This is a genomic window from Desulfuromonadaceae bacterium, from assembly GCA_019429445.1.
Classification (GTDB): Bacteria; Desulfobacterota; Desulfuromonadia; order Desulfuromonadales; family JAHYIW01; genus JAHYIW01.
This window is the reverse complement of sequence record JAHYIW010000006.1, coordinates 56228-69252: the sequence shown is the minus strand read 5'-3', so window position 1 is coordinate 69252 and position 13025 is coordinate 56228. Positions and strand designations below refer to the sequence as shown.

Genomic DNA, 13025 nt, shown 5'->3' with positions numbered 1-13025 from the left:
ATCAGGCTCCGGCCTTGATACGCCGCAGGTCCTCGCTGTAATTGCCCAGCAACGCGCCGCGCTCGGTGATGATCGCAGTGACCAGTCGGGCCGGGGTCACATCGAAGGCCGGATTGCGCACGCTGATGTTGTCCGGTGCCAACTGCTTGTCACCGATATGCGTGACCTCGCGGGTATCACGTTCCTCAATCGGAATCAGCGAACCGTCACTCAGCTCCAGATCGATCGTTGAGAGGGGTGCGGCGACGTAGAACGGAATGTTGTGTTCTTTGGCGAGAATCGCCACCGTGTAGGTGCCGATCTTGTTGGCGACATCGCCATTGGCGGCGATGCGGTCGGCCCCGACGATGACGCAGTCGATCTCCCCCTTGCTCATCAGATAACCGGCCATGTTGTCGCAAATCAGGGTGGTGTCGATGCCGTCACGGGAGAGTTCCCAGGCGGTCAAGCGCGCCCCTTGCAGAAACGGACGGGTTTCATCCGCCACTACCGAGACCTTTTTTCCCGCCGCGACGGCGGCCCGAATCACCCCGAGGGCGGTTCCGAACCCGGCGGTGGCCAGCGCCCCGGCGTTACAATGGGTCAGCACCCGTGCCCCGTCGGGGATCAGCGGCGCGCCGTGACGTCCCATCGCCAGATTGATGCGGATATCTTCGTCATTAATCGCCAGCGCCTCATATTCGAGGCCGATCTTGAGATTTTCCACCGGTTGCCCGGCGCTGGCATTGGCGGCGGCAAACGACTTCATGCGCTTCAGCGCCCAAAAGAGATTAACCGCAGTCGGGCGGGTGGCGGCGAGATGCTCACAGACCGCTTCGAACTGGCGGATGAAATCAGCACCGTCAGTCGCCTGAATATCGCGCGCCCCGAACGCCGCACCGTAGGCAGCGGCCACCCCGATCGCCGGAGCGCCACGCACCACCATCGTCACAATCGCCTCGGCAACGGCGCGATAGTCGGTATATTCGAGCCACACTTCCTCGGTCGGCAGCAGGCGCTGGTCGATCATCTTGAGGACGCCATCGGCATAAAGGATCGGTTTGATCGTCACCCCGGTCGGGGCGAAAACACAATTTTTCGACATCGTATTCGTCCTATCCCTGAAGTTTCTTTTGCAATATGTCGTTGACTGCGGCGGGGTTGGCTTTTCCTTTACTGGCCTTCATGACCTGACCAACAAAAAAGCCCAACAACTGCTCCTTACCAGCGCGATAATCGGCAACCTGGGGGGCATTATTTGCGATGACGTCATTGATGATCGCTTCAATGGCACCGCTGTCCGTGACCTGTTTCAGCCCCTTTGCTTCAATAATCGTATCGGCGTCCGTGCCGCTCTTCCACATCTCGTCAAAGACCGTCTTGGCGAGCTTGCCGGAGATGGTATTGTCGGCGATACGCTTGAGCATTCCGGCGAGCATGGCGGGGTCGACCGGTGCGGCACTTATTTCGCTCCCCGCGTCGTTGAGGCGACGCTGGACTTCACCCATGATCCAGTTCGAAGCTTGCTTTGGATCGGCACCGGCCGCGACGGTGGTATCGAAGTAGCCGGAGACTTCGTGGTTTTGCGTCAGGACTTCGGCATCGTAGGCCGGGATTCCGTAGTCACGCACGAACCGTGCACGTTTCGCTTCCGGCAACTCCGGCAACGCGTCGCGTACCCGTTCGATCCAGTCGGCGTCAATCACCAGTGGCACCAGATCAGGATCAGGGAAATAGCGGTAGTCGTGTGCCTCTTCCTTGCCGCGCATCGAGCGGGTCGTCCCGCTGGTGCTGTCGAAGAGGCGCGTTTCCTGAATCACCTTCCCTCCCGCTTCAAGGACATCGGCCTGGCGTTCAACTTCATACTCAATCGCCTGCTTGATAAAACGGAAGGAGTTGATGTTCTTGAGTTCGGCGCGGGTGCCGAGTTCGGCCTGTCCCCAAGGGCGGATCGAAACGTTGGCGTCACAGCGAAACGAACCCTGTTCCATGTTGCCGTCGCAGACCTGCAACGCCTTGACCATCTGATGCAGTTTTTTCAGATAGGCGATCGCCTCGTCTGCAGAGCGCATATCCGGCTCCGAGACGATCTCCAGCAGCGGGGTGCAGGCGCGATTGAGATCGACGAACGAACTGTCGGCGGTCGCCGGAGTTTCACCGTGCTGCAACTTGCCCGCATCCTCTTCCATGTGGATGCGGGTGATGCCGATGCGCTTGCTGGTGCCGTCATCCAACGGGATGTCGAGATGGCCGTGCTCGCAGATCGGCAGTTCAAACTGGGAGATCTGGTAGCCTTTCGGCAGGTCGGGATAAAAATAGTTCTTGCGCGCGAAGATCGAGCGCGGCGCAATCTGACAATCGGTCGCCAGCCCGGTACGAATGGCATTCTCGACCACCTGCCGGTTCAGCACCGGCAGCGCGCCGGGCAGTCCGAGACAGACCGGGCAGGTCTGCGAATTGGGCGCATTGCCGAACGCGGTCGAACAGCCGCAGAAAATCTTGGTGGCAGTGGTCAGTTGAACGTGAACTTCCAGCCCGATAACAACTTCGTATTCTGAATTCATCGTTTGAATCCTTTTTATCGTTTATGCACCACGAAAAGCACGAAGAGTACGGAGAAAAGACTCAAGCATAGGACTTCTTCGTGCACTTCGTGATCTCTGTGGTGAGAATCATAGCTCTGCCTGCTGTTTATGCCAGTCGGTCGCCTGCTGGTAAGCATGGCCAACGCCGAGCAGCGCATCTTCGCCGAACGGCTTGCCGATCAGTTGCAGGCCGATCGGCAACTTGCCCGTCGCGAACCCGCAGGGCAGACTCAGCCCGCACGTTCCGGCCAGATTGACCGGGATGGTGAAGATGTCGGAGAGGTACATCTGCAGCGGGTCGGCACCTTTCTCGCCGAGGCGAAACGCCGGGGTCGGCGCCACCGGCGTGGCGAGGACATCGACCTGCGCGAAGACGTCGAGAAAATCCTGGCGGATCAGCGTCCGGACCTTCTGCGCCTTGAGGTAATAGGCATCATAGTAGCCGGAGGAGAGGGCGTAGGTGCCGAGCATGATGCGGCGCTTGACCTCGTCACCAAACCCCGCACCACGGGTGCGGTTGTACATCTCGATCAACCCGCCCTCCCCGGTGACGCGGCGACCGTAACGCACGCCGTCGTAGCGGGCCAGATTGCTGGAAGCCTCGGCGGTGGCGATCAGGTAGTAGCAGGCGACCGCGTAGTCGGTGTGGGGGAGACTGACATGGACAATTTCGGCGCCAAGATCACGCAGGACGTCGATGGCACTCGCAACGGTGCGCTGCACTGCCGGGTCGAGCCCGTCGATAAAATACTCTTTGGGCAGGCCGACCCGCACCCCCTTGAGGTCGTTGCGCAGTGCGGCGCGGTAGTCCGGCACCGGACAGTCGATTGAGGTCGAATCCGCCCGATCATACCCGGCGATGGTCTGCAACAGCAAAGCACTGTCCTCAACCGTACGCGTCATCGGCCCGACCTGATCGAGGGACGAGGCGTAGGCGACCACCCCGTAGCGCGACACCCGCCCGTAGGTCGGCTTGAGACCGACCGCCCCACAGTGCGACGCGGGCTGACGGATCGAACCACCGGTATCGGTGCCGAGGCTGGCCACCGCCAGTCGGGCCGCAATACAGGCGGCGCTGCCCCCCGATGACCCCCCCGCGACCCGCTCGCGATCCCACGGGTTGCAGCAGGGACCGAAGGCGGAGTTTTCATTCGAGCTGCCCATGCCGAATTCATCCATATTCAGCTTGCCAAGGAGCACCGCGCCACTGTCGCGCAGCTTGTGCACGGCGGTGCCGTTGTAGGGCGGAATGAAGTTTTCCAGAATTTTAGAACCGCAGGTGGTACGAATCCCCTCGGTCACGAGCAGATCCTTGAGCGCCAGCGGAATTCCGGTCAGCGGCGCGGCCTCACCGGCGGCGATCCGCCGGTCAGCGGCTTCCGCGTCGCGTAGCGCCTCGACGGGACGTTCGGTCAGATAGATATTGAGGGCGGCGTTGTGCGCGGCGATTCGCTCAAGATAGGCGCGGGTCACCTCAACCGAGGAAAGCTCTTTGGTGCGTAACTTGTCGTGCAGTTCGCGAAGGGTCAGATCAGTCAGACTCATAAATTACTCCAGAACAGTCATCACGGGAAACCGTGGGATGGTTGATTATTCGATGACTTTCGGCACCTTGAAACAGCCATCGGCTGCCGCGGGCGCATTACTCAACGCTTTTTCTGTCCCCAGCGACGGAACCGGCGCATCGGCACGGAAAGCATTCTCCACCGGAACCGCATGGGCCATCGGAATAATCCCGTCGGTATCGAGTTCATTGAGTTTATCCACATAGGCAAGAATCGCATCCATCTGACCGGTCAGCGCATCGAGTTCATCGTTGCCCAACTCCAGCCGCGCCAGCTTCGCCACCTGCACCACTTGTTCACGCGATATTTTCATTGGTTATACTCCCTGAAACAGAATGTTTTGCCCGCGAAAACTACCACGGGGCGGGACTTTTTTTCAAGTGCTAAGCGGTGATATCAGGACAAATTTGTTCTCTGCGTAATTGCTTGAAATTACATTTAACCTAAATCCTGCAATCTGGTTTTCTGAGACAAAACAGACCTGTACTTATCCGATCATCGGAAGAAAAATTTTTGCATGTCTGGCTATCCGTCACATATTGCCAACGACGGGCTCATTTTAAACTTGGTCAGAATGATGACGGGGGGGGGCAGGTCGTGCCATCAGGACGCACGACTCCACGGAGTTTGTTTTTCTCCACGGAGTGCGTTTTTTCCTGCTGGACGCCGCTTGAATTGATTGGTGTCGTTGGTCAGTCAAAGCAAAGCGCACGGGTCATATGCTCCCAAGCCTCCCACTGTTCACGGTAGAGGAACTTCTGAGGGATCTTGAGTGTGAGTTGTCTCCCTGATGACACCAACTTGCCAGCCAGTCGTATCAACCAGAGACGAACGGTTTTGACTTCCCATGTCTGTCCGGCGGCCCGGTCAGAAGCCCCATCCACTTGAGGCTATTGTAGGCCAGTATGCGGCACTGGAAGAGAGCCGAGTTGGCTAGGAATTTACTTGCCCGGATATAACCGGCACCCATCTGACTCTTACATTCTTCGATCCAGGTTTCAGCTGTGGCGCGTTGACCATAGTGACGATGTGTCTCCATGGGGCTCTTCTTCTCATTGGTGACGTAGCAGAAGCGGTGATAGATCGGTGTCTGATACAAGTCATCCGTGACGCCGGTCTGATACCGTACCGCGACAAAAGATCTTGTTTTTGACCAGGTCCCGCATTGATAGCTGAAGGTTGTCTCTTCCCACCCCGGATCTTTTGTAAAGAGGATCCAGTTCTGCTTTGCGAGAAGTTGATCCAGGTTTTTCAACTTAAGCTTGATCAGCAGCTGGCTTCAATCGAGTCCAGATAGTCAAGCAGATCACCGTCAAAGAAGCCGCTGTCGGCACGAAGGAGATATTTCACCCCGTGGCGTAATCCGGCCATCAGCTCTTTGAGGAATTCAACAGCTCCGTTACTGGTATAAGCGCTACCACAACGGTACCAGCTATGGAGAATTTCTTTGGTCTCGGCACAGAACGCCAGCAGGGGGTGATAAGCCAACTGCCCTTTTTTGTGAGGATTGTATCCTTTCTTGGCCCCCTCTTGCCGACCACAGACGCCCTGCACCGTTGAATCCATATCGATGATCATGTCGGTCAGGGCGCAGGTTAGTTTACGATTGCTACGCAGCATGCGATTCCAACCCTTGTGACGCAGCTTGGGGACCAATGATTCCAACTCGCAGATGTTGCGCTCACGGACATCCTTGATGATACGACCAAGAGTCGTCGCATGAGGCCCCTTCTCCCACCCTGCGCAGCGAAGGACAACCGCGTCGCCGCATATTTTCGGGACATACTCTAAAGCTGTTGCCCCGGCGATCTGAGCACAAAAAGTCATCTGTACGGCATCGGAAAAACGGTACGCTGCGTTGGCGGCACGTTCAGGAGTTGACACCATGGTGGAAATCATTTTTTCAAGTTGGAGGGCGTCCATAAACTTCAGCACAGGAATAAGGCCTGTGTCGACCGTCATTCCTTTTGCCGTAGCCTCTCCCTTGATTTCTGGTTTCCTTGTCGATGTTTTCTGTGATAATGTTTGCATGGGAAAGGTGATCCATCCCTGATGGCTTGATTGGCATCTAACTCCAAGGGAATATTACCTTTTCTTTATTTAATCTCCACTATTTTTAAACGATTGCAGGATGTAGGTATCACGTAATTCTCAGGGGTAACGGCGGGCAGGACGTGTTTCTACTCGACGCTGACCGCTATTGTTTTTATCTGCTGCTTCAGGAAGGAATCTGTCGGTTTGGCTACCGGTTTCACGCCTTTTGTCTTATGTCCAACCACATCCACCTTGCCTTGCAAGTCGGTGCCATTCCTCTCTCGCGCTGCATGCAGAATCTCTCCTTCCGTTATGCCCGCTGGATCAATTGGCGGGAGAAACGGACCGGCCATCTTTTTCAGGGACGCTACAAGGCCGTGCTGGTGGATGGTGACAACTATCTGCTCGAACTGGTTCGCTACCTTCATCTCAATCCGGTGCGAGCCGGGATGGTCACAAGCCCGGAAGAATACCCCCGGAGCAGTCACCGCGCTTACCTTGGGAGGGAAATACTTCCGTGGTTGACCACCGATTAGGTGCTTGTCCAGTTGGGAAAAATGTTGCCAGGTCGCGAGCGGCCTACACGGCGTTTGTGTTTGACGGGGCAGGGGAAGCACACCGTCCCGAGTTTCACGGTGCCGGTGCCGATTCACGGCTTCTCGGCGACGACAATTTTATAAACAAATGCCTGTCCGGCTCAGGGGGATGGCGCGTCACATAACAGCGCAACACATTATCGACCAGGTGTGCCTCGCCTATCATCTCGACGTGCCCATGTTGAGCACAAGGGCACAGCAGCGGATTGCTTCAGAAGCGCGCGCGGTGGCGGGCTGGTTGGCCCGTGAATCGGGCTGCGTGACACTTTCCGATGTGGCCAGGCGGGTGAACCGGGATATCGGGAGCATCAGTTCAGCCGTGCGCCGCCTGTCGGATCGAAGGCAGGATGATCCGAAACTGGCGAGCAGGATGATGTCCTTGCATGCCGCAATAGTGGAAGTAAATTAACACCATGGACGCCCTACAGACAATTCTGTGAGGGTTTGCTTTGTACACACCAACGGGAGTAATACATGAGTTCGTTGCCGAATTGTCCGGAATGTGGATCTGAATATACTTACGCAGACGGGGCGCTGTACGTTTGTCCGGAATGTGCTTATGAATGGGCGCTGGCTGACGCTGTGACCGGTTCTGTCGATGCCGACGTTAGCAGGGATGCCAACGGCAATGTCCTGGCGAATGGCGACACGATCACCGTGATCAAGGATCTGAAAGTCAAAGGTTCGTCGCTGGTGGTGAAGGTCGGCACCAAGGTTAAAAACATCCGTCTGGTCGGTGGTGATCATGACATTGATTGCAAGATTGACGGGATCGGAGCGATGAAGTTGAAGTCCGAGTTTGTGAAAAAGCTGGGATGATAATTGACCCAACCGGTTCCAACCCGCCCGTTTCTTGCTTGCACCCGGAACAGCCCTCTGTTATCAATAAAACAGTGGCTTAATCCTCCAACACGACGGACTTTATAGAACACCTGATCGGTCAGTTGCCCTGCCGTTTGGTCGATTTTTTCGGTACCGACGCCCGGCGCATCGAACACGCGCTGCTGGTGCTGCATCACAGCCTGAATCTATGTCGTGAACAAACGAATATTGATGGCGTCGCAAAAAGTCCGCCCTCCGTCGTTACGCTGATTTTTCAGGACCTCGACCTACCTGATGTAGGCCTTCGCCCCTGAAAAACCACCAAGCCTTGGAGGACGAAATTTTTGCTTAGCCATCTCATTCTTTTTTGCGAGTGGATCAGTATTGACCGCGATATCATCATTGCTGCGGCACTGTTGCACGCTGTTGGCATCAAGCCGGCCGAAGCGGCGCATGGCTACAATACCGGCAAGTTACAGGAAAAGTACGGCCCTGACGAGGCCGAAAAAATCCTGCACGCAATGGCTTTTCCGCACGAGAAGATTTCTGTGGTGCGGGAGATTATCGGCAATCATCACTCGCCGTCGCAGTTTGACTAGCCAGAGCTGGATGTGCTTGAAAGCGGCTGACCTGATAGTGAATCGTGACGGGTTTAGCCCCGGCACAAACGACCGGAACGCCCTGCCCCCTGAACGAGGACATGATGAATATCGACGCATTTTGTCAGCATTTGTTGAAAATCTACAGCGTCACCGCAAGAGAACGTCGTCTGGAGATGATTGCGCGGGAGATTGCCGCTTTTTTCGGGGTCCGTTCCCATGAGGTCGGTTTATTCAAGATTGATCCCGCCGGGCGCCATGCGTCACTGAGCTGGCCACCTTCACGCCGTGGCAGCATGGTCAACTTTCCGCTCAAATCGTTCGTCACTTCATTGGTGGCGTTGACGATCAAGGATCGCCAGCCACGGATCGATAATACCTTCGCCGACACCAATCACCTGCACATGATGGAACGTACCCCGGACGACCCGGAGCACCGCCTCCCGATCCAGAAAATTATCAGTGCCCCGGCCAGCTGGGACAATTCCGTACGCTGGGTGATTCAAATCAGTCGCAAGGGGAGAACGCCGGATGAGGCGGGCGCAGATTTTACTGTGGTGGAGTTGGGCCAGCTTGAGCAGATCGCCGCTACGCTCGGACAGCTCGAACTATAAAGCCTGATGCGCTCCGCCGTTTTTCACTCTCCTTTCGTGATCGACAGCAGCGAACACAAAGACTATCGCACCATTTGACACCGCTGCACCGCTTGCTACTCTTTCAGAGGATATTTCCATCTTCCGTTGAGGATCTATGAACTTTCGACATAAACTCGGTCAATTTCTGGTTGAAGCGGGCGTTGTCAGTGAAGCGGCGATTGAAAAAGCCCTTGAAGAACAGCGGCGCGGCGGTGGGCGACTTGGGGCGACGCTGGTCAGTCTCAACCTGTGCACCGAAGAGCAGATTCGTACCGCGCTTAACGACCAGATGGGGGTGGAAGTTGTCAATCTGGAAGACGTCATTCCCGACCCCAACCTGCAAAACCTGCTTTCTGTCGAGCTGATCCGCAAATACGAAGTCATCCCGATCAAATGTGAAGACCGCAAGTTGTGGGTCGCGATGATGGACCCCTACAACCTGACGGCGATTGACGACATTCGCTTCAAGACCGGGTTTTCGCGACTGGTGATTGCGACCTGCACCGAGGGCGACTTTAAACGCTATATCGAGGGACACCTTGAAACCAAGGGGCTGATCGACGAGATTCTGCAAGGGGGGGACTTCTACAACAAGGCGATTGAGCAACTGGAAAACGTCGAGATGCGCGAACCGGGTGAGGACGAGCCGGCCTCCGCTGCACTCCTCGCTCACGAACTGCAGCTGGCAAGCACCCAGTCCCCGATTGTTACGCTGTGTAATTTTCTGCTGGTCGAGTCAATCAACCGCCGTGCCAGCGATATCCATGTCGAGCCTTACGCCACCTCATTGCGGATTCGGCTCCGTGTCGATGGCCGTTTGCGCACCATTCTCAGCCCGCCGAAACGACTGGCTCCGGCAATCACCGCTCGGCTCAAGGTCATGAGTGATATGGATATCACTATCCGTCGAATCCCTCAAGACGGTCATCTGGCCGTTAACTATCAAGGGCAGGTTATCCATTTCCGGGTCTCGACAATCCCCACTGTTTATGGTGAAAAAACGGTGCTGCGCCTGCTGAAAAAAGACAACAAACTTGAAACCCTCCACCAGCTTGGCTTTGATCCCGATGATATCAAGATCTTCGAGCGCTGTCTTAATGCCCCGCACGGCATGATCCTGATCACTGGACCGACCGGAAGCGGGAAAACGGCAACCCTCCACTCGGGGCTGAATGTTATCAGTAACTCGGAACTCAATATTGTTACCCTGGAAGATCCGGTCGAGGCAACGCTCCCCGGCATCAACCATATTCCAGTCAATAAACGCGGCGGCATGAATTTTGCGGACGGTCTGCGCTCAATCCTGCGCCAAGACCCGGACGTTATTTTTCTCGGTGAAATTCGCGACACGGAAGTCGCCACCATCGCCATGCGTGCAGCCCAGACGGGACATCTGGTCTTGTCGACCCTGCATACCAACAATGCTGTCGAGTCGATTGTCCGGCTACTCGACATGGGCATTCCCCACTATGTCATCACCAGCACCCTGTTACTGGTAATGGCCCAGAGACTGGTGCGCAAGGTCTGTGACGTTTGTGCCGAGTTTGTCGAACCCACCCGTGAAAACCTCGATTTTCTCGGCATTGCACCGGAAGATTCCGCGAATGTCATCTTGCGACAGGGGACGGGGTGCTCGGCTTGCATGGAGAGTGGTTATCGTGGTCGCACCGCGATCTACGAGCTGATAAGAATTACCGATGAAATCAAGGAGTTGATCCGCAAAGGAGCGAGCAGCCAGGAACTGCTTGAGTGTGCCCGAGCCGACGGAACACGTTCCCTTTTTGAGGCTGGCTGCGAAAAAGTCCTCCATGGGATTACCACCATTGACGAATTGAAAAAAACGCTCTATGTCGGGAACGATTAGCTTTTTTGCATACCTGCAAAAAAACCGTATCGATCCTCTTTTGTTTTTGCGAAAAACCGCGTATATCTCTTCACATTAAACCCTAACTCACTGAAATAACATAATAATTGTCGTTATCACTTGTGTTATAAAATGCGCCAGATGATAATTATATTCTTTTTTGTATAACGCTTTTGCTGTTCTGCAAAAGAATTTTCCAGCCGTTGATCGTTCCAGTATCTAAGAAAACTTTTTAACTTACTGAAACATAATAACTATCCGATTTTTGATAAACAGATCAAACACTGGTATAATCATTGCCATATGCTCCGGAAAGATGCTCTAACCCTCAACGATTTCGGAGAATCCCATGAATGTACAAATTGATAATTTCAAACTGGATTACGATGACCTTGGCAGTGGCCCGGCAGTCCTTTTGATTCACGGGTTCCCTCTTGACCGGCGCATGTGGCGTGAGCAATGCGCAACTCTGGCACAGGCGGGATATCGGGTGATTGCGCCAGACCTGCGCGGATTCGGCGCGAGCCAGTCGGGGGACGCCTCTTTTACTCTCTCGACCCATGCGGATGACATTATTAAGTTGATGAATTGCCTTGGTATCGGGCGGGCGGTGATGATTGGTGCCTCATCCGGCAACGCGGTGATTCTGGAACTGCTCGCCAAATATCCTCAACGTGTCGCGGGGACTTGCCTGTTGGCGCCTCCGATCGTGGAGCAGAGTAGCGCGGACTGCGCGCGGCGTCTGGCGCTTGAGGAGTTGGCGCGTGATGGTCAACGCCGCGCGGCTATCGACGGTCTTTGCCAGGAGTTTCTGCCTCATGCGGGGGCGACCCTCGTCGGGCGCGGTTTGGCCGGAGAGATTCGCCAATGGATCGAAAGTTGTTCTTCCACAGCATTGGCGCGCACCATGTCCGCCTGCACCCGACGCCTCAACTGGAACGAAATTGCACAGCGTTGCCCGTTGCCGATGCTGGCGCTGTTCGGTGATCGTGACACCATTGCTCCGCCGCCCGCCACGCTCGGCATGCCATTTGTTCATCATGTCATTCGCGGCGGTGGTCATCTCTTTAATCTGGAATGCGCGCACGCTGTCAACCGCTGTCTGCTGGCATTTCTGGAGAGTTTGAGCGTGATCAAGCCGACGCTGTTTCGTTCCGTCGCCGTTGCCGTCTGAAGCACACAAAAAAACGGGGGCCTGCGGGCTCCCGTTTTTTTGTGTACATGGTAGCGCATTAAGTCAACGCTCGATCAGCAGCCGGATCATGCGGCGCAGCGGTTCCGCCGCCCCCCACAACAACTGATCGCCGACCGTGAACGCGGACAGATACTCTGGCCCCATGTTCATCTTGCGCAAACGCCCGACCGGCACGGTCAAGGTTCCTGATACCGCGGTCGGGGTGAGCCGCGCCAGCGAATCGGCCTTGGTGTTCGGCACCAGTTCAACCCACTGATTGTGGGTGCGAATCAGCTCCTCAATCTCTGCCATTGGTAGATCTTTTTTCAGTTTAATGGTCAGCGCCTGGCTGTGACAACGCATCGCCCCGATGCGGACGCACAGCCCGTCAACCGGGATCATTTGCTCGGATCCGAGGATCTTGTTGGTTTCAACCAATCCTTTCCATTCTTCACGGCTCTGACCGTCTTCGACTTCACGGTCGATCCACGGTAACAGGCTGCCAGCGAGCGGGAAACCGAAGTTTTCTGTCGGCAGAACGTTGCCGTTCAGTGTCGTCGTGATCTGACGATCGATATCCAGAATCGACGCTGCGGGATCAGCCAGCAGTGTGGCGACGCTGTCATGCAGCCCCCCCATCTGACTGATGAGTTCGCGCATGTTCGGCGCGCCCGCCCCGGACGCGGCCTGATAGGTCATCGCGGTCATCCACTCGATCAACCCGGCACGAAACAGGCCACCCAGCGCCATCAACATCAGGCTGACGGTACAGTTGCCGCCGATGTAGTCCTTGATGCCGCTGGTCAAGGCGGCGTCAATGACGTGTTGATTGACCGGGTCGAGAATAATGACGGCATTATCTGCCATGCGTAAGGTCGAAGCGGCATCGATCCAGTAGCCCTGCCAACCGGCAGCACGCAGTTGCGGATGCACGGCTTTAGTGTAATCACCCCCCTGACAGGTGATAATGGCGTCAAGCTTGTTCAGCTGCTCAATGTCATCCGCACGTTGCAAGGTTCCCGCAGCAAACGGTGCCGGTTGCCCTGCCTGTGAGGTAGAAAAAAACACCGGCTCGATAAATTCGAAATCCTTTTCCTCCTGCATGCGTTGCAGCAGAACCGACCCGACCATCCCTCGCCAACCAACAATACCGACTTTCATTGTTTTGACTC

Annotated in this window: 10 protein-coding genes and 2 pseudogenes; 6 read left to right on the top strand and 6 right to left on the bottom strand. The window is 55.8% G+C overall.

The window, feature by feature from the left end:
- Window position 1: 1 nt before the first annotated feature.
- The 5 genes and pseudogenes from mtnA to K0A93_03360 all read right to left on the bottom strand — a co-directional run bounded on the left by mtnA (window position 2) and on the right by K0A93_03360 (window position 6160).
- A complete protein-coding gene (gene mtnA, locus K0A93_03380) occupies window positions 2–1051 on the bottom strand; it encodes an S-methyl-5-thioribose-1-phosphate isomerase (GenBank protein MBW6511147.1) in 1050 nt (349 codons plus the stop codon).
- 43 nt (window positions 1052–1094) lie between these two features.
- Window positions 1095–2543, bottom strand: coding sequence for an Asp-tRNA(Asn)/Glu-tRNA(Gln) amidotransferase subunit GatB (gene gatB, locus K0A93_03375; protein MBW6511146.1), 1449 nt, complete (start codon window positions 2541–2543; stop codon window positions 1095–1097).
- 108 nt (window positions 2544–2651) lie between these two features.
- Window positions 2652–4109: an Asp-tRNA(Asn)/Glu-tRNA(Gln) amidotransferase subunit GatA gene (gatA, locus tag K0A93_03370; protein MBW6511145.1), complete on the bottom strand. Its 1458-nt coding sequence runs from the start codon at window positions 4107–4109 to the stop codon at window positions 2652–2654.
- Window positions 4110–4154: 45 nt separating this feature from the next.
- Complete coding sequence (gene gatC / locus K0A93_03365) at window positions 4155–4442, bottom strand: Asp-tRNA(Asn)/Glu-tRNA(Gln) amidotransferase subunit GatC (GenBank protein ID MBW6511144.1); 288 nt, start codon at window positions 4440–4442, stop codon at window positions 4155–4157.
- 379 nt (window positions 4443–4821) lie between these two features.
- A pseudogene (locus tag K0A93_03360) lies at window positions 4822–6160 on the bottom strand (IS1380 family transposase).
- Between the two features lie 92 nt (window positions 6161–6252).
- On the opposite strand from K0A93_03360, the pseudogene K0A93_03355 reads away from it, so the two are divergent.
- The 6 genes and pseudogenes from K0A93_03355 to K0A93_03330 all read left to right on the top strand — a co-directional run bounded on the left by K0A93_03355 (window position 6253) and on the right by K0A93_03330 (window position 11853).
- Window positions 6253–7168: pseudogene (locus K0A93_03355) on the top strand (transposase).
- A 65-nt stretch (window positions 7169–7233) separates the two neighbouring features.
- Window positions 7234–7578 carry an alkylphosphonate utilization protein gene (locus tag K0A93_03350; GenBank protein MBW6511143.1) on the top strand — a complete coding sequence of 115 codons (345 nt, stop codon included), beginning with the start codon at window positions 7234–7236 and terminating at the stop codon, window positions 7576–7578.
- Between the two features lie 347 nt (window positions 7579–7925).
- Window positions 7926–8180 carry a hypothetical protein gene (locus tag K0A93_03345; protein ID MBW6511142.1) on the top strand — a complete coding sequence of 85 codons (255 nt, stop codon included), beginning with the start codon at window positions 7926–7928 and terminating at the stop codon, window positions 8178–8180.
- Window positions 8181–8224: 44 nt separating this feature from the next.
- The gene (locus K0A93_03340) at window positions 8225–8794 is read left to right on the top strand and encodes a hypothetical protein (GenBank protein ID MBW6511141.1); all 570 of its coding nucleotides are present in this window, start codon (window positions 8225–8227) and stop codon (window positions 8792–8794) included.
- A 136-nt stretch (window positions 8795–8930) separates the two neighbouring features.
- On the top strand, window positions 8931–10679 hold the full coding sequence (gene tadA / locus K0A93_03335) for a Flp pilus assembly complex ATPase component TadA (GenBank protein MBW6511140.1): 1749 nt from the start codon (window positions 8931–8933) through the stop codon (window positions 10677–10679).
- A 349-nt stretch (window positions 10680–11028) separates the two neighbouring features.
- Window positions 11029–11853: an alpha/beta hydrolase gene (locus K0A93_03330; protein MBW6511139.1), complete on the top strand. Its 825-nt coding sequence runs from the start codon at window positions 11029–11031 to the stop codon at window positions 11851–11853.
- A gap of 63 nt (window positions 11854–11916) precedes the next feature.
- On the opposite strand, the gene asd is transcribed toward K0A93_03330, so the two are convergent.
- The gene (asd, locus tag K0A93_03325) at window positions 11917–13014 is read right to left on the bottom strand and encodes an aspartate-semialdehyde dehydrogenase (protein ID MBW6511138.1); all 1098 of its coding nucleotides are present in this window, start codon (window positions 13012–13014) and stop codon (window positions 11917–11919) included.
- Between the last annotated feature and the right edge of the window lie 11 nt (window positions 13015–13025).